Source organism: Tautonia plasticadhaerens (assembly GCF_007752535.1).
Classification (GTDB): Bacteria; Planctomycetota; Planctomycetia; order Isosphaerales; family Isosphaeraceae; genus Tautonia; species Tautonia plasticadhaerens.
Map to the genome: position 1 here is coordinate 97,812 of NZ_CP036426.1, position 20,915 is coordinate 118,726.

13 protein-coding genes and 5 tRNA genes are annotated in these 20,915 nt (G+C 69.8%); all 18 read left to right on the forward strand.

The genetic code is table 11. The features are described 5' to 3' along the window. The first annotated feature begins 468 nt into the window (after positions 1-468). The 18 genes from ElP_RS00465 to ElP_RS00550 all read left to right on the forward strand — a co-directional run bounded on the left by ElP_RS00465 (position 469) and on the right by ElP_RS00550 (position 20,908). Positions 469-2,142: a sigma-70 family RNA polymerase sigma factor gene (locus ElP_RS00465; protein ID WP_145266248.1), complete on the forward strand. Its 1,674-nt coding sequence runs from the start codon at positions 469-471 to the stop codon at positions 2,140-2,142. A gap of 329 nt (positions 2,143-2,471) precedes the next feature. Then, a tRNA-Thr gene (locus ElP_RS00470) sits at positions 2,472-2,544 on the forward strand. A 90-nt stretch (positions 2,545-2,634) separates the two neighbouring features. Further along, positions 2,635-2,716 (forward strand) — tRNA-Tyr (locus tag ElP_RS00475). A gap of 117 nt (positions 2,717-2,833) precedes the next feature. Beyond that, positions 2,834-2,904, forward strand: a tRNA-Gly gene (locus ElP_RS00480). 122 nt (positions 2,905-3,026) lie between these two features. Beyond that, positions 3,027-3,099, forward strand: a tRNA-Thr gene (locus ElP_RS00485). Positions 3,100-3,303: 204 nt separating this feature from the next. Then, positions 3,304-4,515, forward strand: coding sequence for an elongation factor Tu (tuf, locus tag ElP_RS00490; RefSeq protein WP_145266250.1), 1,212 nt, complete (start codon positions 3,304-3,306; stop codon positions 4,513-4,515). Positions 4,516-4,673: 158 nt separating this feature from the next. Then, positions 4,674-4,746: transfer RNA gene (locus ElP_RS00495), tRNA-Trp, on the forward strand. A 303-nt stretch (positions 4,747-5,049) separates the two neighbouring features. Continuing rightward, complete coding sequence (gene secE, locus ElP_RS00500) at positions 5,050-5,574, forward strand: preprotein translocase subunit SecE (RefSeq protein WP_145266252.1); 525 nt, start codon at positions 5,050-5,052, stop codon at positions 5,572-5,574. 103 nt (positions 5,575-5,677) lie between these two features. After that, positions 5,678-6,622: a transcription termination/antitermination protein NusG gene (nusG, locus tag ElP_RS00505; RefSeq protein ID WP_145266254.1), complete on the forward strand. Its 945-nt coding sequence runs from the start codon at positions 5,678-5,680 to the stop codon at positions 6,620-6,622. 126 nt (positions 6,623-6,748) lie between these two features. Continuing rightward, positions 6,749-7,174, forward strand: coding sequence for a 50S ribosomal protein L11 (gene rplK, locus ElP_RS00510; RefSeq protein ID WP_145266256.1), 426 nt, complete (start codon positions 6,749-6,751; stop codon positions 7,172-7,174). 373 nt (positions 7,175-7,547) lie between these two features. Further along, positions 7,548-8,225: a 50S ribosomal protein L1 gene (gene rplA, locus ElP_RS00515; RefSeq protein ID WP_145266258.1), complete on the forward strand. Its 678-nt coding sequence runs from the start codon at positions 7,548-7,550 to the stop codon at positions 8,223-8,225. A gap of 49 nt (positions 8,226-8,274) precedes the next feature. Continuing rightward, positions 8,275-8,853, forward strand: a complete 579-nt coding sequence (rplJ, locus tag ElP_RS00520) for a 50S ribosomal protein L10 (protein WP_145266260.1) — start codon at positions 8,275-8,277, stop codon at positions 8,851-8,853. Positions 8,854-9,050: 197 nt separating this feature from the next. Beyond that, on the forward strand, positions 9,051-9,461 hold the full coding sequence (gene rplL / locus ElP_RS00525) for a 50S ribosomal protein L7/L12 (protein WP_145266262.1): 411 nt from the start codon (positions 9,051-9,053) through the stop codon (positions 9,459-9,461). 435 nt (positions 9,462-9,896) lie between these two features. Then, the gene (gene rpoB / locus ElP_RS00530; RefSeq protein ID WP_145266264.1) at positions 9,897-13,613 is read left to right on the forward strand and encodes a DNA-directed RNA polymerase subunit beta; all 3,717 of its coding nucleotides are present in this window, start codon (positions 9,897-9,899) and stop codon (positions 13,611-13,613) included. 124 nt (positions 13,614-13,737) lie between these two features. Beyond that, positions 13,738-14,307, forward strand: a complete 570-nt coding sequence (locus ElP_RS00535; protein ID WP_145266266.1) for a hypothetical protein — start codon at positions 13,738-13,740, stop codon at positions 14,305-14,307. Between the two features lie 724 nt (positions 14,308-15,031). After that, complete coding sequence (gene rpoC / locus ElP_RS00540; RefSeq protein WP_145266268.1) at positions 15,032-19,318, forward strand: DNA-directed RNA polymerase subunit beta'; 4,287 nt, start codon at positions 15,032-15,034, stop codon at positions 19,316-19,318. Positions 19,319-19,538: 220 nt separating this feature from the next. Continuing rightward, positions 19,539-20,171: a Uma2 family endonuclease gene (locus ElP_RS00545; protein WP_145266270.1), complete on the forward strand. Its 633-nt coding sequence runs from the start codon at positions 19,539-19,541 to the stop codon at positions 20,169-20,171. A 188-nt stretch (positions 20,172-20,359) separates the two neighbouring features. Further along, complete coding sequence (locus ElP_RS00550) at positions 20,360-20,908, forward strand: hypothetical protein (protein ID WP_145266272.1); 549 nt, start codon at positions 20,360-20,362, stop codon at positions 20,906-20,908. Positions 20,909-20,915: the final 7 nt, after the last annotated feature.

The window sequence follows — 20,915 nt, forward strand, 5'->3', positions numbered from 1 at the left end:
TCTCGTGACCCGGTCCTCGGGAGGCCCCCGACGGCCCCTCCGCCTTGCAAGATCGGTTTCGCCGGGCCGATCGCCTCGCCGTCGGTCGCCGCACGGTGTCGGGCAGGAATTCAGCTCAAGTTATTTCTTTGAAGCGATTTGTGTCGAGATTCTCGGCGGGATCGCCGGGCGGGGTGGGCCCTGGGGAATCCCGTTTGCAGGGGAAGCCGGGGCGAGCCCGTCGGCGATTCCGATCGGCGAACCGGTGAACTTCGGCCGGCTGGATGTCCTCTTGACGGGTATGCGAGTCGGTTCGGCTCGATTCGGACGCCGGGGTCGAACTTCGGGGGCCTTCCCGTCGAAAAAAGGACACGGAAACTCTGACAGTCCGGGATGCGTCCGTAAGGGGGAGAGGACTCACCTCGTCGGATGGTCGAGGGACGCGAGGGGGCCGGGGCCGGATCGGGCCCGGCGGGGAGTGATCGAAGGATGAGCCAGGCGTATCGCCACCCGGCGCTCCGGCAATTGATGGACCAGCAGGCTCGCGTGGCCGCCCGCGCCCGACTGCTGGAGCAGCTCGACCGCGCCGAGGGCCTGCTGTCGGAGATCGAGACCGAGAAGGCCTACCCCTTCGAGTACCTCTGCTACCGGATCACCGGCTATCGGGCCGACTCCTCCTCGATGCTCACGCTGCCCGGCCGCGACGTCCGGCACGACCTCCGGCTCTACGTGGAGGACCTGTCCCGGACCGTCGGGCAGCCGGTGGAGGAGGTGGAGGGGCCGGTCCTCACCGTCGAGGAGGTCGGCCGCCGATACCAGGTCTCGACCCGGACCGTCAACCGTTGGCGTCGCCAGGGGCTGGTGGCCCGGCACGTGAAGGTGGACGGCCGGATCAAGGTCGGGTTCCGGGAGTCGAGCCTGGCCCGATTCGTGACGGAGCACCGCGAGCAGGTCGATCGCGGGACCAGATTCAGTCAGTTGTCCGACGCGGAACGCGAGGGGATCATCCGTCGCGCCCGCCGCATGGCCGCGGTCCGGCAGGCCACGCCCGCCGAGATCGCCCGGAGGATCGCAAGAAAGATGTCCCGCTCACCAGAGACCATCCGCATGACGCTCAAGACGTACGACAGGGACCATCCGGATCGGGCGATCTTCCCCCCCTCGGCCGGCCCGCTGGACGAGGAAGCCAGGTCCCAGATCTACCGGAGGTACCGCACCGGGACCTCGGCCGAAGTGCTGGCCAAGCAGTACGGCCGCACCAAGTCGAGCATCTACCGCATCCTCAACGAGCTTCGGGCCACACGGCTGCTCGAGGCGAAGCTGGAGTTCATGCACCACCCCAGCTTCGACGAGAAGGCCGCCGCGCCGGAGATCCTCGCCGAGATGCCGGTGCCGGCCGACGGGAAGGCCCCCCGCAAGGTGAAGGCCCCCAAGGGCTTGCCGCCGTACCTCGCCAGCCTCTACGAGGTCCCCCTGCTCTCCCGGGAGCAGGAGGCCCACCTCTTCCGCAAGATGAACTTCCTGAAGTACAGGGCCCACCTGCTCCGCGAGAAGCTCGACCCCACCAAGGCCAAGACCGCCGAGCTGGACGAGATCGAGCGGCTGCAGGACGACGCCCTGGCCGTCAAGAACCAGATCATCCGGGCCAACCTCCGGCTGGTCGTCTCGATCGCCAAGCGGCACGTCGGGCCGAGCAACAACTTCTTCGAGCTGGTCTCCGACGGCAACATGTCCCTGATCCGCGCGGTCGAGAAGTTCGACTACTCCCGGGGCAACAAGTTCTCCACCTACGCGAGCTGGGCGATTATGAAGAACTTCGCCCGGACGATCCCCGAGGAGAACTACCGCCGGGACCGGTTCGTCACCGGCCACGAGGAGATGTTCGAGAGCGCCGCCGACGGCCGGATCGACGAGCACGAGTACGAGGTCGCCCACCGCCGCAACGTGGAGGCGGTCCAGGGGATGCTCGGACGACTCGACGACCGGGAGCGGCGGATCATGATCAGCCGATACGGCCTGGACGGCAGCCGCGAGATGACCCTGGAGCAGCTCGGCAAGGAGCTGGGGATCACCAAGGAGCGCGTCCGGCAGATCGAGAGCCGGGCCCAGGAGAAGCTGCGCCGGATCGCCGTCGAGGAGCGCATGGACCTCCCCATGTTCTGAGGCCCCCCCGGGCCGCCGTCCGTCCGATCGATCAAGGGCCTGGGGTGTCTCCCCCCGGCCCTTCGTTGTCCCCGGGGGGCCGTTTCCCCCCTCCCCCTGCGAACCGGTCGGCGGACGCCCGTGTCGAACTCCCGGGAAGGGCAATGGGCCCCATGAAGGGCCGTCCCCTCCCCCTTGCGACCCCCCCGCCGGTCGCGGTAGGATCTGCCGATCTCGGCCCGGGACGGCCCGGTCGTCGTCCGGACCCGGGTTTGCCCGGAGGGCGGAAAATCCGCTTGCAATCGGGCACCGGCCCGGGTAGAGTCTGATTTTTCCGCCGCCTACCGAACGCTGGCGTAGCTCAACTGGCAGAGCAACGGTCTTGTAAACCGTAGGTTGTGAGTTCGAGTCTCACCGCCAGCTCTGCCGGGCCCGCACCGCCCGGGCGGTCCCGGGAGTCGAAACGACGATCGCGGTGGGTCAGTCGGTCGCAGTTCGAGTCGATGTCGAATCGGGTGGTTACCCAAGCGGTCAAAGGGGCCAGACTGTAAATCTGGTGGCTCAGCCTTCGCAGGTTCGAATCCTGCACCACCCACTCCCCTGCCCCGCCCCCGGCCCGATCGGCCGGCGAGGCGAGGACGAGCGAGAACCGGAGGATTGCCCGATCGTCGCGACTCGACGGTGATTGCCTGCCCGACCCGACCGGACCGAAGCGGGTGTAGCTCAGTGGTAGAGCCCCTGCCTTCCAAGCAGGCTGCGTGGGTTCGATTCCCATCACCCGCTCTCCCGGGTGGCCGACATCGGCCCGAGGCGAGCCCCTCGACGCGATCACCCGCCCGCCCGAGACCCGGCCCCTTTGGAACCTCGACCGCGACGACCGCCCGAAACCGCCCGAATCGAAATACGCTGCCGTGGCTCAGTTGGTAGAGCGCGTCCTTGGTAAGGACGAGGTCGTGGGTTCGAATCCCACCGGCAGCTTTGCGACGACGAATCGACCGACCACGTTACCCGAGCATTGATCCACCCCGAGAGTAAGGCCCGCGCCGCTCGAAGCTCGGCGGAAGCCCGTCCCGGCACCCGGCCGGGTCGGATCGCGGCCCAGGACCGCCGGACGCGCGGGGCGATGGGCGGACCCCCCACCCACCTCGCTTTCCAGGACCAGGAGACGACGGGAAGCAACCGATGGCCAAGGAAACCTTCGTTCGCACCAAGCCGCACGTCAACGTCGGCACGATCGGGCACATCGACCACGGCAAGACGACCCTGACCGCCGCCTTGCTGGCGGTGCTGGGGGCCCGTGGCGGTGCGCAGACCAAGTCGTACGCCGACATCGCCAAGGGGGGCACCGTCCGTGACGCGAGCAAGACGGTCACCATCGCCGTCTCCCACGTCGAGTACGAGAGCGAGAGTCGGCACTACGCCCACATCGACTGCCCGGGGCACGCCGACTACATCAAGAACATGATCACCGGTGCCGCCCAGATGGACGGCGCCATCTTGGTCGTGTCGGCCGCCGACGGCCCGATGCCCCAGACCCGCGAGCACATCCTGCTCGCCCGCCAGGTCGGCGTGCCGGCCCTGGTGGTGTTCCTCAACAAGGTCGACCTGGTCGACGACGAGGAGCTGCTGGAGCTGGTCGAGTTCGAGCTGCGCGACCTGCTGACCCACTACAAGTTCCCCGGCGACGAGATCCCGATCGTCCGGGGCTCGGCCAAGCCCGCCTACGACAACCCGAAGGACGACGCGGCCGCCAAGCCGATCCTCGACCTCGTTGCGGCGATGGACAGCTACATCCCCGAGCCGGTCCGGGACGTCGACAAGCCGTTCCTGATGCCGGTGGAGGACGTCTTCTCCATCAAGGGGCGGGGCACGGTCGGCACCGGCAAGATCGATCGCGGGATCGTCAAGGTCGGCGACAAGTGCCAGATCATCGGCTTCGGCGCCAACATGGACACGACGGTCACCGGCGTCGAGATGTTCCAGAAGACGCTCGACGAGGGCCAGGCGGGCGACAATGTCGGCCTGCTGCTGCGGGGCGTCGAGAAGGACCAGCTCGAGCGCGGCCAGGTCATCTGCAAGCCCAACTCGATCACGCCGCACACCAAGTTCGAGGCCGAGGTCTACGTCCTCTCCAAGGACGAGGGCGGCCGGCACACGCCGTTCTTCAAGAACTACCGGCCCCAGTTCTACTTCCGGACCACCGACGTCACCGGCACGATCGTCAACCTGCTGTCCGAGGACGGCAGCGAGGCCGAGATGTGCATGCCGGGCGACAACATCAAGATGACGGTGGAGCTGATCGCCCCGATCGCCATGGAGGAGAACCTCCGATTCGCCATCCGGGAAGGCGGCAAGACCGTCGGCGCCGGCGTCGTCACCAAGATCCTCGAGTGACGCCGTCCCGGCCCGATCGGGCCGGGCGGCCGGGCCGCCGCCGACCCCTCGACCTCGAATCCCCGGCCGACGCGGCGAGCCGCGTCGGCCGGGTCGTCCGATGGGGGGGGCGGGCCGGCGCCGGGGGCCTGATCCGATCCGGGCCCGGTGCGAGTCGTACGAGCGTAGCTCAACTGGTAGAGCACCGGTCTCCAAAACCGGGGGTTGGGGGTTCGATTCCCTCCGCTCGTGTTTGCTCCGACGCGGCCGGGGGCAGGTCCCCGGGGGCGGCCGGGCCGTCGCGATGCGAGTCGGTCCGATGCGACGCGACGCATCGCGATCCCGACGGGCCCGGGGCCCGGGCCGGCTCCGCGGACGCCGGCCCGGGCCCCGGGCCCGTCCCGATGCCGGCCCCGGGCGTCCCGGCGGCGTCGGTCGGGGCGGCCGGCCGGGCGCGGTCGGAGTCGAAGGATCCTTTGGTCGTCGGCAGGCCGCGGCACCGCAGGGCGGCCGGGCAGGGCAAGCCGACGCGAGCTTTCTGGGGAGGGCGGGCGGATGGGCAAGGTGAAGGATGAGGCCGCGGAGGCCCGCTCGTCGAAGCCCGCCCCCAAGGCGGGCAAGCCCGGCAGGCGGGCCAACCGGTTCTGGGCCACGCTGTTCGGCTCGGGCCTGTACAAGCCGATGCAGGGCTGGCACGCCCGGCTCTGGACCGGCATCGGCGCCGCGTCGCTGCTGCTGGTGGGGGTCTGGCGGCTCTTCGACACGCTCGACGGCCTGGCCATCCCCGTCCGGTACGGCCTGGCCGGCACGCTGGCCGCCGCCTTCGCCTGGCTGAGCTTCCGGATCGTCCACTACCCGCCGTTCGCCGACTTCCTGATCGCGACCCAGGCGGAGATGAACAAGGTCTCCTGGATCAGCCGGGACGACCTCAAGAAGGCGACGGCCGTGGTCCTGATCACGGTCCTGATGATCTCGCTCTTCCTCTTCGGCATCGACCAGCTCTGGATGACCCTGCTGCGCTGGATCGGCGTGCTCAACGTCACCGCCGGTACCGGCGAGGCGATGGGCTCGGCCGGCTGATGATCGACCGGGCCGGGCGGGCCCCGTCCCGTCCCGGCCGCTCCCCGCTCGCTCCCCCTCCCCGCTCCGAACGAACCGACCTCTCGAGCCCCCGACTGCCGGCATGAGCACGACCCCCGACGATCACGACGAGCCCGAGCCGGTCCCGGGATCGGAGCCGAACGAGCCGGGCCCCGCCGCCGAGTCGGAGCCCGAGTCCGGCCCGGCGCTGGGCCCGTCGAACCTCTACGAGGTCGAGGAATCGGCCCCCGACGGCGGCACCCCCGACGTCGAGGGGCCGGGCTCGTCGGCCGCCGAGGCCCGCGCCGACGAGGCCGAGGCGGGCGTCGAGGAGGCCCGGGGGCGGCTCGTCGGGGACGAGTCGGGCGACGGCGACGAGGACCCCCGCGGGGTCGCCCCGGCCGCCGCCGACGAGGAAGACGACGACGAAGATGTAGACGCCGACGAGGAAGACGAGGGGCCCCTCGGGGCCGTCGCGTCGGTCGCGGTCGAGGAGGATGAGGACGACGAGTCGCCCCCGGAGCTGGTCTGGTACGTCCTGAAGGTCCAGAGCGGCCGGGAGGACACGATCCGGGACGCCCTGGAGCGCCGGGTGAAGATCCAGGACCTCGGCCGGTTCTTCGGCCAGATCGTCGTGCCCAAGGAGAAGGTGACGGAGATCCGCAACAACAAGAAGCGGACCGTCGAGCGCAAGAGCTACCCGGGCTACATCATGGTCCACATGGAGCTCAACGAGAAGACCTGGTTCGTGGTGCGGGAGACGCCGGGCGTCGGCGACTTCGTCGGCGCCCACGGCACGCCGACGCCGATGAGCCAGGCCGAGATCGACAAGATCCTCAAGCCCGAGGAGCCGGGCGAGACCAAGGCCGTCCCGAAGATCGACCTGGAGCGCGGCGACCGGGTGAAGATCAAGGAAGGCCCGTTCGAGAACTTCGAGGGGAACGTCGAGGAGGTCATCGAGGCGCGCGGCCTGGTCAAGGTCATGCTCATCATCTTCAACCGGCCGACCCCCGTGGACCTGGAATACTGGCAAGTCGAGCGGGTCTGATCGACCCCGGGTCGGGCGGCAGGAGGTCGGCGGCCGGCGTCGGGGCCGATCGACCGGGCCCTCCCCTCCCGCCCTCCCTTCACCGCCTACTGCCCCCTGCCTACTGCCCCGGAGCGTGAGAGAGCGATGGCGAAGACGGTCACGGCCAAGATCAAGCTTCAGTGCCCCGGCGGGCAGGCGACCCCGGCCCCCCCGGTGGGCCCGGCCCTGGGCCAGCACGGCGTGAACATCGGTCAGTTCGTGATGCAGTTCAACGAGCGGACCAAGGAGATGAAGGGGACGACGATCCCCGTCGAGATCACGGTCTACAACGACCGCTCGTTCGAATTCATCACCAAGAGCCCCCCCGCGGCGGTGCTGCTGAAGCAGGCCGCCGGGATCGCCTCCGGCTCGGCCGAGCCGCACAAGACCAAGGTCGGCAGCGTCAGCGCCGACCAGGTCCGGCAGATCGCCGAGACCAAGTTCCAGGACATGAACGCCCGGGACATCGACCACGCCATGCGGCTGATCGCCGGCACGGCCAGGAGCATGGGCGTGGAGGTCAAGGGTTGAGGACGGCCCCCGGGCCGTCGGGGGGCGCGGGATGACGGATCTCGGGTGACGGATGCGGGGCCGCGGACGGCGGGCGCCCGACCCCCCGGGGGCGAGGGCCGTCGCCCCTCCCCGGGCCGGGTCTCCCGGCGTCTCCCGCTCGGACCCGGCCTCCCGCATCCCCCCGCCCGCCTGCTCCCGATCGGATCACCGGCCGGCCGCCCCCCGGGGGCGGACCGGCCCGCCCGCCCCGGCGCGACCGCCCGCCGGGGGAGGCCCTCGGCGGGCCACGGGCGTCCCGGCGTCCCGGCGACCGACCCCCCGAGACTCAATCGGGATCGGGCCTCCGGGTGCGACCGAGGGGCGGCAGCTTTCCCCGGACAGGAGAGCGAACGTGCCCAAGCATTCGAAGCGCTTCCGCGCGTTGATCCAGCAGGCCCCGACCGGGCCGTTGTCGCTGGACGAGGCGGTCGCGGCGCTGAAGAAGTTCGGCACCACGAAGTTCGACCAGACCGTCGAGGTCTCGACGAACCTGGGGATCGACCCCAGGCAGAGCGACCAGAACGTCAGGGGGTCGGTGGCGTTGCCGCACGGCATCGGCAAGAGCGTCCGCGTGGCGGTCTTCGCCCAGGGCGACAACGCCGAGAAGGCCAGGGAGGCCGGCGCCGACATCGTCGGGGCCGAGGACCTGGCCGCGCAGATCAAGGGCGGGACCATGGACTTCGACGTGGCGCTGGCCACGCCGGACGTCATGGGCATCGTCGGCCCGCTGGGGCGGGTGCTCGGCCCGAGGGGCCTGATGCCGTCGCCGCGGTCGGGGACCGTGACGACGGACATCGCCTCGGCGGTCCGCGAGTTCAAGGCGGGCAAGATCGAGTTCCGCAACGACAAGGGGGGCAACGTGGCCGCCCCGGTCGGCAAGCTGAGCTTCGACGAGCTGCGGCTGATCGAGAACATCCAGGCGTTCCTCAACCACCTCAAGACCGTCAAGCCGGCCGCCGCGAAGGGCCTGTACGTCCGGTCGGTCACGATCTCGGCCACGATGAGCCCGGGCATCCGGGTCGTCGCCTGAGCCGAGGTCCGGCACCCACCAGGAGGCGGCCCTCGGCCGACGTTGAACGATGAGCAAGTACGTCAAAGAGCTGATGATGGACCAGCTCCGGCGCGACCTGGACGGGACGCGATCGGTGCTGCTGCTGGACCTCGGCGGCCTGGATGCCATCAGCGAGACCCGGCTGCGGGACGACCTGCGCAAGAAGTCGATCCGCATCAAGGTGCTCAAGAACACCCTGGCCGGCCGGATCTTCGACGAGCTGGGCATCGGCGACCTCCGCAAGTACCTCAGCGGCCCGAGCGTGGCCGCCTGGGGGGGCGAGGGGGTGGCCGAGCTGGCCAAGGAGATCTCCAGCCAGGTCAAGAAGCTCCAGAAGCCCAAGATCAAGGGCGGCGCCGTCGACGGGGTGATCATCTCGCCGGCGGAGGTCGAGGACATCACGAAGCTGCCGAGCCGGGAGGAGCTGATCGGCCGCGTCGCCAGCCTCGCCCTGGCCCCGGCGCAGCGCGTGGTCGGCCTCGCCAACGCCCCGGCCTCCGGCCTGCTCGGCCAGCTCAGGACGCTCTCCGAGGGCGCCGAGGGCGAGGGCGAGGGCGAGGGCGTCGCGGACGCCCCCCCGGCCGCCGAGGGCGAGGCCGCCGGCTGACCGCCGCGTCCCCGACCCCGTGACGTCATCCTCGCAGACACATTCGTCGCGTTGACGGGGGACCGGCGGGCGGGCCCGGGCCGAGCATCGGGCGGACCGCCGAGGACCCCATCCCCACCCCCCCACGAAGCCAGGCCGACCGGCGTCGAGACCCGCCGGGCCGGCCCGATCGAATCGAACGAAAGGACCGCCGCACGATGGCCACCGCCGATGCCCCCGCCCGCGAGTTCGCCGAGAACATCAAGACCCTGGGCGAGTCGATCGTCAAGCTGACCGTCCTGGAGGCCAAGGCCCTGGGCGACTACCTCGAGGAGGTCCACGGCATCAAGGCCGCCGCCGCCGCGGTGGCCGCCGCGCCGGCCGCCGCCGCCGAGGCCGGCCCGGCCGCCGTCGAGAAGACCGAGTTCGACGTCATCCTGGAGAACTCCGGCGCCCAGAAGATCCAGGTGATCAAGGTCGTCCGGACCGCCACCGCCCTGGGCCTGAAGGAGGCCAAGGAGCTGGTCGACGGCGCCCCCAAGGCGATCAAGCAGGGGATCTCCAAGGAGGACGCCGAGAAGCTCAAGAAGGAGCTGGAGGAGGCCGGCGGCACCGTCAGCATCAAGTGACGCGGGCCTTGCCCGTTTCCCCGCCCCTGTACCATTGTTGAGGCCGCACCCGGCGGCCGCCCGGCCATTTCCCCCCGCCCCCTCGGACGATCGCCGAGGCCGGGGGCCCGGCCGGGCGGCAGGCCACCCCGAGACGACTCCCCCAGGACCGCCCCGGCCGGGCCGGCCGGCGCCCCGAGGATCGGGCGCCGATCGGGCCGGCCGGGGCCTGCCGGTGCGCCGAAGCGGAGCCGGGGCCCCGGGACGATCGCCCCGGGCCCTCCCGGCCGGATCGGACTGGCCGCCTCCCCGTCCCGGACCGTCGAGAATCCCGACTCCCCCTGCCCCCCGACCAGCGACCGCGAGCCAGCCGACCGGCCCGGGACCGGCCGACCCGACGCGACGACGCCCGCGAACCGCCCCGGCCCTTCTTCTCCCCTCGAGGAGCGCGACCCGATGCCCTACGCCAGCAGCGCCAGGCGGATCACCCCCCTCCCCCCCCGCAACTTCGGCCGGATCGAGGACGAGTATCCCATCCCGGATCTGACCCAGATCCAGACGGTCTCCTACGCCCGGTTCCTCCAGGCCGACACCACCCCGGAGAAGCGGCTCGACTCGGGCCTCGAGGGCGTCTTCCGGGAGATCTTCCCGATCGAGTCGTATGACAAGCAGCTGAAGCTGGAATACATCCGCTACGACCTGGGCAAGCCGCGCTACGACCCCGACGAGTGCCGGCAGCTCCGGCTGACCTTCGGCAAGCCCCTGCACGTCTGGCTCCGCCTGAACAAGGGGGAGACGGCGATCGAGGAGTCGGTCTACCTCGGCGACATGCCGATCATGATCGGCGGCGGCGAGTTCATCATCAACGGCGCCGAGCGCGTGGTGGTCAGCCAGCTGCACCGGTCGCCGGGCGTCGACTTCGTCGTCGAGATCGAGGCCAGCGAGAAGCGGCTGCACGCCTGCCGGATCATCCCCGAGCGCGGCAGCTGGATCGAGCTGCAGGTGACCAAGAAGGACACGCTGGGCGTCCGGATCGACCAGTCGGGCAAGTTCTCGGCCATGACACTGCTGCGGGCGATGGACCCGCGTTTCTCCTCCGACGAGGCGATCCTGGCCGCCTTCTACGAGACGGAGATGATCTCGACCTCGGAGAAGGACTCGGCCCAGAAGCTCGAGGGGCGGATCGCCTGCGGCGACGTGGTCGACCCGAACACCGGGGAGGTGCTGGCCGACAGCGGCTCGACCATCTCCAAGGCGCTGGCGCAGGTGCTCGTCGACGCCGAGCTGGGCGAGGTCGGGGTGCTCAAGGACGCGAGGGACCCGCTGATCCTCCAGTCCCTGCAGGAGGACCAGACGACCGACCACGAGTCGGCCCTCTTGCGGATCTACCAGCGGCTGCGGCCCGGCAACCCGCCGCAGCTGGAGAAGGCCCGGGAGTTGTTCAACGAGAAGTTCTTCGACACGAACCGCTACCGCCTCGGCAAGGTCGGCCGGTTCCGGATCAACCGCAAGTTCAACCAGGACGTGCCCGAGGATCGGATGATCCTCGACGCGGCCGACTACGTGAACTCGATCCGGTACATCCTCAACCTGAGGCGCGGCAAGGGGCACGTCGACGACATCGACCACCTGGGCAACCGCCGGCTGCGGACGATCGACGAGCTGGCCTCCGACGAGCTGCGCAAGGGGTTCCTCAAGCTCCGCCGCACCGTGCAGGAGCGGATGAACCTGAAGGACGCCGAGGACATGACGCCCCGGTCGCTGATCAACCCGAAGTCGATCAGCGCGGCCATCGAATACTTCTTCGGCCGGGGGGAGCTGTCGCAGGTCGTCGACCAGACCAACCCGCTGGCGCAGCTGACGCACGAGCGTCGCCTCTCCGCCCTGGGCCCCGGCGGCCTGAACCGCAAGCGGGCGGGCTTCGAGGTGCGGGACGTGCACATCTCGCACTACGGCCGGATCTGCCCGATCGAGACGCCCGAAGGGACCAACATCGGCCTGATCAGCTCGCTGGGCATCTTCGGCGGCGTGGACGAGTACGGCTTCCTGGTCAGCCCGTACCTGAAGATCGCCGACGGCCGGCGGACCAAGGACGTCGTGCTGATGCGGGCCGACGAGGAGTCGGAGGTCTACATCGCCCCCTCGGACGCCGGCACCGACGAGAAGGGCCGCCTGGAGGGGAACGTCATCGCCCGCTTCCAGGGCGACTTCGTCGTCGTCAAGCCGGAGACGATCGAGTACGTCGACATCAGCCCGAAGCAGATGGTCGGCGTCTCGGCCGGGCTGATCCCGTTCCTGGAGCACGACGACGCCAACCGGGCCCTGATGGGCTCGAACATGCAGCGGCAGGCCGTCCCCCTGCTGGTGAGCGAGCCGCCGATCGTGGCCACGGGGCTGGAGCACGCCGTCGCCCAGAACTCGGGCATGATCATCCGGGCGATGCAGGACGGCGTGGTCGACTTCGTTGACGCCACCCGGATCGTCATCAAGGACTCGCACGACGACACGCACCTCTACAAGCTCCGCAAGTACGTCGGCCTCAACGAGCGGACCTGCCTGAACCAGAAGCCGATCGTCGAGGTCGGCCAGAAGGTGAAGGTGGGCACCGTGCTGGCCGACGGCGCCGCCACCCACCTGGGGGAGCTGGCCCTGGGCCGCAACGTCCTGGTCGGCTTCATGGCCTGGGACGGCTACAACTTCGAGGACGCCATCATCATCTCCGAGCGCCTGGTGATGGACGACGTCTACACGTCGATCCACATCGAGGAGTTCGAGATCGAGATCCGCGAGACGAAGCTCGGCCGGGAGGAGTTCACCCGGGACATCCCCAACGTCTCGGAGAAGGCCCTGCGGAACCTGGACGACAACGGCATCGTCCGGATCGGCACCTACGTCAAGCCGGGCGACATCCTCGTCGGCAAGGTGGCGCCCAAGTCCAAGAGCGAGCTGACCCCCGAGGAGAAGCTGCTCCACGCCATCTTCGGCCGGGCCGGCGAGGACGTGAAGAACGACTCGCTGGAGGTCCCCTCGGGCGTCGAGGGGATCGTCATCGACACCCACCGCTTCAGCCGGCGGATGAGCCTCTCGGAGGACGAGCGCAAGGCCTTCGAGAAGGAGCTCAAGGACGTCGAGACGCTGGAGAGCCAGCGGATCGCCGACGAATACAAGGCGATGATCAAGGCCCTGGAGGAGGCCGTCGGCGGCCCGATCCCCGACCCCGAGACCGGCAAGCCGCTGGGGCGGGAGAAGGACCCGATCAAGCTGGCCGAGGAGAGCGAGCGCTTCAACCTGGAGAAGCTCGACCTCCGCAGCCCCGAGGCCCAGAAGGAGGCCCGCAAGCTCTTCCGGTCGCACCAGCCCCGCGTCGAGGCGCTGCGGGACGAGCGCGAGCGCAAGCTCAACAGCATGAAGCGCGGGGACGAGCTGCCCTCGGGCGTCCTGCAAATGGTCAAGGTCTACGTCGCCACCAAGCGGGTCATCTCCGTGGGCGACAAGATGGCCGGCCGCCACGGCAACAAGGGCGTCATCGCCAAGATCCTCCCCGTCGAGGACATGCCCTTCCTGGAGGACGGCAACCCGGTCGACATCCTGCTCAACCCGCTCGGCGTGCCCAGCCGGATGAACGTCGGCCAGATCCTGGAGACCCACCTCGGGTGGGCCGCCAGCAAGCTCGGCTTCCAGGCCGTCTGCCCCGTCTTCGACGGCGCCGACGAGTCGACCATCCGCCAGTGCCTGCTCGACGCCGGCCTGCCCGAGAACGGCAAGGCCGTGCTCTACGACGGCCGGACCGGCGACAAGTTCGACCAGCGGGTGACGGTCGGCTACATCTACATGCTCAAACTCCACCACCTCGTCGACGACAAGATCCACGCCCGGGCCACCGGCCCCTACAGCCTCATCACCCAGCAGCCCCTGGGCGGCAAGGCCCGCTTCGGCGGCCAGCGGTTCGGCGAGATGGAGGTCTGGGCCCTGGAGGCCTACGGCGCCGCCTACATCCTCCAGGAGCTGCTCACCGTCAAGTCCGACGACGTCGAGGGCCGGACCAAGATCTACGAGAGCATGGTCAAGGGCGAGAACACGCTGGAGGCCGGCACCCCCGCCAGCTTCGACGTGCTCACCAACGAGATCCGCGGCCTCGGCCTGAACATGCAGCTCGAGAAGAAGCGGATCTGAGCCGGCCTCGGCCGGGTCCGATCGACCGTCCCGACGCCGACGCCTCCCCGGCCCTCGCGGGGAGGCGTCCTCGTCCCCCCGACCCTCCCGGGAGCCCGCCCCCGGGGCCGATCGGCAGGCCGACGTGATCCGCCGGCGGTTCATGGGACACGTCGCGTCGTCGCCGAGGTACGACCGCGGCCTCCGCCGGCCGGGCCGGGCGGCACGCGGCTTCCCCTGCTGGCTGATCTTCGTCGCCTTCGCGGCGTTCATGACCACGATCGGCATCACGATCACCATCGATCAGGTCGTCCGCATGGTCCGGCACGCGACCGGCGAGGTCCGCTCCGTGATCCCAGGAGATCCGGTCCGGCCGCCACCCCGACGTGGCGGTCGTCGTGCAGGGGGATCCGAGGGACGCCAAGGGGCGGCTCCGGCCGAGCCTCGCCGTCGAGGTCGTCTCGCCGGGGAAGCGATCGAGGAGGCGGGACTACGAGGACGAGAAGGCGGATTCCCTGGCCCCGAAATCCTCCGGGAAGACTGGATCGTCGACCCGGAGCAGCGGGAGGTCGCCGTCCTGCTCCGCGGGGGGGAGGGCCCGGGGGCCCGCTGGGAGGAGCGTGTCGATCGGGGCGAGGAGGCCATTGGGGGCGATCGGCTGCCGAGGATCGCGGTCGCGGTCGAGGCCTTCTGGGCCGGCGTGTCGGAGGATTAGGGTGGCTGGTTCGGCGAAATCGGCCCTGTCAAGCGGAATGCCCTTGGAAATGGTGGAGCGGCGGATTACAATCGACGGATGCCGACTCCAATGGCAGGACCGCCCGGAGCCGCCAGTGCCCAGACCCGATCCGCGGAATTGCCGAGGACGTCGCTCGACGACGGGCCTCGGTGCCCTGCGCGCACGAAGCGACCTTGCCATCGCCACCACCATCATCGACATCGACCGCACGAGGCCGACTTCGAATCGCCCCGCCCCCCGGGACTCCGGGGCCGGGTGGCGGTCAGGGAGGACCCGGAGGCCGAGCCCGCCCCGGAGGCACGACGGGGGCATGGGCATCGGCCCGTTCGCCGTCGCCCCGAGGCGGGCCCGGCCTCCCGGGCCGTGACGTGACGTGACCCGAATCGATCCGCGGTCACCCGATCCACCCGGCCCGACGCCGGACCCGGCCCCCGGGGCCGGCCCGGCCGCTCGAATCGCATCGATTCGACTTGAGGCGATCGAGCCCGGCGTGTTTGACCGACTGACTTGACCGAGCGACCGACCGGACGCGACCGGGGGATGACAAGGGGCCCGGGCCGAGGAGACCTCGGCCCGACGCCGCCGGATCGACCGACCCAGATCGAAGCGGCCGCGTCTCCCGACGACGGCCGCCCCCCCGCGAGCCGCTTGACACCCCACCCGCGAAGTGCAGCCCCCGAGGGCGTGCAGAGGAGCGAATCCCGTGAGCATGGGCGAGAGTGCCTACGATCGTATCAACGATTACGGTGCCGTCAAGATCGGGCTCGCCTCCCCGTACGACATCCGCAGCTGGTCGTTCGGCGAGGTGAAGAAGCCCGAGACGATCAACTATCGGACCTACCGCCCCGAGAAGGACGGGCTCTTCTGCGAGCGCATCTTCGGCCCCGAGAAGGACTGGGAGTGCGCCTGCGGCAAGTACCGGGGCATGAAGTACAAGGGGATGATCTGCGACCGCTGCGGCGTCAAGGTCACCCACTCCCGGGTCCGCCGCAAGCGGATGGGCCACATCGAGCTGGCCGCGCCGGTGGTCCACATCTGGTTCTTCAAGGCCATGCCCAGCCGCCTGGGCACCCTGCTGGACATGCGGACGACCAGCCTGGAGCGGATCATCTACTTCCAGGACTACGTCGTCGTCGACCCCGGCGACACCCCCCTCAAGGAGCGGCAGCTGCTCACCGAGGAGGAGTTCCGGAAGTACCGCGCCGACTACGGCGACACCTTCGAGGCCGAGATGGGGGCCGAGGCCGTCCGCAAGCTGCTGCTGCGGCTGGACCTCGTCGAGCTCTCCAAGATCCTCCGCCAGGAGCTGGTCGAGACCAACAGCCGGCAGAAGATCAAGGACCTGACCAAGCGGCTCAAGGTGGTCGAGAGCCTGAGGGACTCCGACAACCGGCCCGAGTGGATGGTCCTGGAGGCGATCCCGGTCATCCCGCCGGACCTCCGCCCGCTGGTGCTGCTGGATAGCGGCAACTTCGCCACCAGCGACCTGAACGACCTGTACCGCCGGATCATCAACCGCAACAACCGGCTCAAGAAGCTGGTGGACCTGAACGCCCCCGAGGTGATCATCCGCAACGAGAAGCGGATGCTCCAGCAGGCCGTCGACGCGCTGTTCGACAACAACCGGTGCAAGCGGCCGGTGCTGGGGTCGAGCAACCGCCCGCTCAAGTCGCTCACCGACATGATCAAGGGCAAGCAGGGCCGCTTCCGGGAGAACCTGCTGGGCAAGCGCGTCGATTACTCGGCGCGGTCGGTGATCGTGGTCGGCCCGGAGCTGAAGCTGCACCAGTGCGGCCTGCCGAAGAAGATCGCGCTGGAGCTGTTCCAGCCGTTCATCATCCGGAGGCTCAAGGAGCTGGGCCACGCCGACACGATCAAGTCGGCCAAGAAGATGCTGGAGCGGCGCACGGAGGAGGTCTGGGACATCCTCGAGGAGGTGATCCAGAACCACCCGGTGCTGCTGAACCGGGCGCCGACGCTGCACCGGATGGGCATCCAGGCGTTCGAGCCGGTGCTCGTCGAGGGCAACGCCATCCGCATCCACCCGCTGGTCTGCCGCGGCTTCAACGCCGACTTCGACGGCGACCAGATGGCGGTGCACCTGCCGCTGTCGATCGAGGCGCAGGTCGAGGCGATGACGCTGATGATGTCGACCAACAACATCTTCAGCCCCGCCAACGGCAGCCCGATCATCAGCCCGTCGCAGGACATCGTCATGGGCTGCTACTACCTGACGGTGCACCGCCCCGGCGAGCCGGGCGAGTACCGCAAGGAGGACGGCGGCCGGGAGTTCGGCGTCTACGCCGCGCCGACCGAGGTCTTCCAGGCCTTCAGCCAGCGGAAGGTCGGCAAGCACGCGATGATCCGGATGCGGCTGCCGGCGCACAAGTCCCTGCGGGGCGACGGCGAGAAGGAGTTCACCCCCGGCATGGTGATCAGCACCACCGTCGGCCGGGTGATCTTCAACGACATGCTGCCGCCGAAGATGCCCTACTACAACACCGCGCTGGGCCAGAAGCAGCTGCAGGGGATCATCGCCGACTGCTACCAGATGCTCGGCCGCCGGGAGACGATCGGGCTGCTGGACAACATGAAGGAGATCGGCTTCCGGGAGTCGACCCGCTCGGGCCTCTCCTTCGCGACCGACGACCTGAAGACGCCGCTGAACAAGCAGAAGATCCTCGACGACGCCGAGAAGGAGGTCGTCAAGAACAACAAGCTCTACCAGCGCGGGATCATCACCGAACTGGAGCGGTACAACAAGGTGCTCGACGCCTGGACGCACGCCCGGGAGCTGATCACCCAGCAGATGATGGCCGACCTCAAGAGCGACGAGCGCGACGGCGAGGTGTACCTCAACCCGATCTACCTGATGGCCGACTCCGGCGCCCGGGGCGGCGTCGAGCAGATCCGCCAGCTCGCCGGCATGCGAGGCCTGATGGCCAAGCCCTCGGGCAAGATCATCGAGACGCCGATCAAGGCCAACTTCCGCGAGGGGTTGAGCGTCCTCGAATACTTCTCCTCCACCCACGGCGCCCGGAAGGGCCTGGCCGACACGGCCTTGAAGACGGCCGACTCGGGCTACCTGACCCGGAAGCTGGCCGACGTGGCGCAGAACGTCGTCATCACGATGAGGGACTGCGGCACCACCCAGGGCATCACCAAGGGGACCGTCTACAAGGGGTCCTCGGAGAAGGTCGAGGTGGCCATCAGCCAGATGGTCCGGGGCCGGGTGAGCCGGGTGAACATCGTCAACCCCATCACCGACGAGATCGTCGTCCGCGAGAGCGAGATGATCACCGTCGCCGGGGCCAAGAAGCTCGAGGAGATGCAGGTCGAGAAGATCCAGGTCCGCAGCCCGCTGACGTGCGAGGCGCCGCTGGGCGTCTGCCAGCTCTGCTACGGCATGGACCTGGCCACCGGCCAGCTCGTCGAGCAGGGGATGGCCGTCGGCATCATCGCCGCGCAGTCGATCGGCGAGCCGGGCACGCAGCTGACGATGCGGACCTTCCACATCGGCGGCACCGCCACCACCGGCATCGAGGAGAAGGAGCTGCGGGCCAAGCGGGACGGCGTCGTCAAGCTCGTCGGCATCAACGTCGTCGTCAACGACGAGGGGCAGAAGATCGCCCTGTCCCGCAACGGCGAGATCCAGCTGCTCGACGCCAAGGGCCGGGAGCTGGAGAAGTACGACGTGCCGGACGGCTCGGTCATGATGGTCGAGGACGGCCAGGAGGCCGCCCGGGGCACGATCCTCTGCGAGTGGGACCCGCACAACATCCCGATCCTCGCCGAGGTGGGCGGCAAGGTCCGCTTCGAGGACATCATCGAGGGCGAGACGCTCCGCATCGAGCAGGACCCGCGCACCGGCCACAACCGCTCCGCCATCATGGAGCACAAGGGGGACCTGCACCCGCAGATCATCCTCGAGGACGGCGAGGGGAAGATCCTCGACTTCTACTACATCCCCGAGCGGGCCGGCATCGAGGTCCAGGAGGGCCAGCAGATCAAGGCCGGCTCCGTGCTGGCCAAGACGCCCCGGGAGGCCCGCCGGACGATGGACATCACCGGCGGCCTGCCCCGGATCACCGAGCTGTTCGAGGCCCGACGCCCGAAGGAGCCGGCCGTCATCGCCGAGGTCGACGGCAAGGTCGAGATCCTCGAGGAGAAGCGGCGCGGCAAGCGCGTGATCATCGTCCGCAACGAATCGGGCGTCGAGCGCGAGCACCAGGTGCCGCACGGCAAGTACATGAAGGTGCACACCGGCAGCCGGGTCCGCGCCGGCGAGCCCTTGGTCGAGGGGCCGCTCGTGCCGCACGACATCCTCCGGATCTCCGGCGAGGAGGCCGTGCAGCGCTACCTGCTCCGGGAGATCCAGAACGTCTACCGGGCCCAGCGGGTGGAGATCGACGACAAGCACCTGGAGATCACCGTCTCCCAGATGCTCCGCAAGGTGAAGATCGAGTCGGTCGGCGACACGAACCTGCTGCCCGGCTCGGTGATCGACAAGTTCGAGTTCCGCCGGACCAATCAGGAGATGCTCGGCTGCGTCAAGGTCAAGGACCCCGGCGACACCGACTTCCGGACCGGCGACATCGTCCCCCGGGACACCTTCGAGGCCGAGAACGGCCGGGTCGAGGAGAACGGCGGCAGCAAGGCCGAGTGGGTCCGCCCCAAGCCGGCCGCCGCCAGCACGCAGCTGCTGGGCATCACCAAGGCCGCGGTGCAGTCCGAGAGCTTCATCTCGGCCGCCAGCTTCCAGGAGACGACCAAGGTGCTCACCGAGGCCGCCCTGGCGGGCAAGGTGGACTACCTCGTCGGCCTGAAGGAGAACGTGATCCTCGGCCACCTCGTCCCCGCCGGCACCGGCTTCAAGCTCCACCAGGAGGCCGAGGTCCGCATCCGCCCCGAGGCCCTCGAGGCCCTCGCCGAGAAGGGCCCCAGCTACGCCCGGTACCGGGACGAGGCCCCGGCCGCCCCGGCCGAGTGACCCCCACGCTCGCCACCCGATGAATCCCAGGACGGCCCGCCCCGCCCCGCTCACCTCGACGGGCGGGGCGGGCCGTCCTCGATCCCGGAGATCACTCATGACGGATCGTCCGGCCGCCGGCCCGCTCGTCGCCCTCGGCCTCGGCGGGCTCCTGCTCGTCGCGGCGGGCCGGCTCTCGTGGCCGGCTCGCCGACCCCGCAACCCATCGGGAGCCTGAATCATGGCCTCGACGACCGAAACGATCCGCCTCAGCCCGGCCGACCACGGACGCCGGATGACGCTGGAGGAGTTCCGAGACGCGGAGGAGACGCCGGGATATCGGTTCGAACTCGCCCGAGGAGTCGTCGAGGTGGTCGAAGTCCCGAACGACGATCATGGGTATGTGGTCTGCAACATCTACGATGCTCTCGCTGCCTATCGTCGAGCATATCCCGGCCGCATCCTCCGCTACGGCGGGGCCTCGGAGTTCCGCCTCTGGCTGCCGACGATGGTCTCGGGCCGCAACCCGGATGCTGCCGTCGTCGTCTCCGGGACCGCAAAGGGGGCGAGAGGTCGTCGGCCGCCGTCGCTCGCGTTCGAGGTCGTCTCTCCCGGGGCCGAGGCCCGGGAGCGGGACTATCGGACCAAGCGGGAGGAATACCTTGCCTACGGCCTCCGGGAATACTGGATCGTCGACCCGGTCGAGCGCCGGGTCGTCGTCCTGATCCGCGAGGGCGACTCTTGGATCGAGCGCCCGTTCGCCGAGGGGCAGGCGGCCGAGGGCCTGGTGCTGCCCGGCTTCCGGGTCGACGTGGCCGAACTGCTGACCCTGCCGGAGGGGGACGAGGCCGGGGAGGAGGCCCCCGGGGCGTGACCCGATCGCCGGGGCGCCTCGCCCCGGGCTTGATCGGCGGCGCGCGGTGTTGAACAATGGTTGACTCGTGCCCCGGCCATCGCGGCCGGGGCCGGATCGGGGGGCGGCGGGCTCCGGGGGGACCGGGCCCGGGATGCCTCCCGGGATCGCCCCGTCGGGACGACCGTCGGGGCCGGGAGAGTCCGTCCATGACGCCGATCCGATCGCTCGCCCCGCTGGGCCTGGCCTGCCTGCTGGCGGCCGGCCTCGCCGCCTCGTCCGCCGCGGAAGGCGAGGAGACGAAGGTCAACCTCGAGGGCGTGCACCTCTGCTGCGGGGCCTGCGTCAAGGCCGTCGACGAGGCCGCCAAGGCGGTCGAGGGGGCCGTCGTCACCTGCGACCGGGACGCCGGGGCCGTCGCCATCGTCGCCCCCGACGCCGAGACCGCCCAGCGGGCGCTCGACGCCATCACCGACGCCGGCTACCACGGCACCCCCGACTCCGACGCCGTCACGGTCAAGGATGACTCCGGCGCGACCGGGGGGAACGTGAAGACGCTCACCCTCACGGGCGCCCACAACTGCTGCCGGGGCTGCGCGGTCGCCCTCACCGGGGCGCTCGACGCCGTCGGCGGCATCGAGGGGGTCGAGGCCGAGCCCCGGACCACGACCGTCGTCCTGACCGGCGACTTCGACGCCAAGGCCGCCGTCGAGGCGCTCAACGTGGCCGGCTTCCACGTGAAGGTGAAGCAGGACTGACGAGCGC

Bases quoted from the DNA above. Each gene is read 5' to 3' on its own strand.
- ElP_RS00465 (WP_145266248.1), top strand. From the start codon at position 469: ATGAGCCAGGCGTATCGCCACCCGGCGCTCCGGCAATTGATGGACCAG.
- tuf (WP_145266250.1), top strand. From the start codon at position 3,304: ATGGCCAAGGAAACCTTCGTTCGCACCAAGCCGCACGTCAACGTCGGC.
- secE (WP_145266252.1), top strand. From the start codon at position 5,050: ATGGGCAAGGTGAAGGATGAGGCCGCGGAGGCCCGCTCGTCGAAGCCC.
- nusG (WP_145266254.1), top strand. From the start codon at position 5,678: ATGAGCACGACCCCCGACGATCACGACGAGCCCGAGCCGGTCCCGGGA.
- rplK (WP_145266256.1), top strand. From the start codon at position 6,749: ATGGCGAAGACGGTCACGGCCAAGATCAAGCTTCAGTGCCCCGGCGGG.
- rplJ (WP_145266260.1), top strand. From the start codon at position 8,275: ATGAGCAAGTACGTCAAAGAGCTGATGATGGACCAGCTCCGGCGCGAC.
- rplL (WP_145266262.1), top strand. From the start codon at position 9,051: ATGGCCACCGCCGATGCCCCCGCCCGCGAGTTCGCCGAGAACATCAAG.
- rpoB (WP_145266264.1), top strand. From the start codon at position 9,897: ATGCCCTACGCCAGCAGCGCCAGGCGGATCACCCCCCTCCCCCCCCGC.
- ElP_RS00545 (WP_145266270.1), top strand. From the start codon at position 19,539: ATGGCCTCGACGACCGAAACGATCCGCCTCAGCCCGGCCGACCACGGA.
- ElP_RS00550 (WP_145266272.1), top strand. From the start codon at position 20,360: ATGACGCCGATCCGATCGCTCGCCCCGCTGGGCCTGGCCTGCCTGCTG.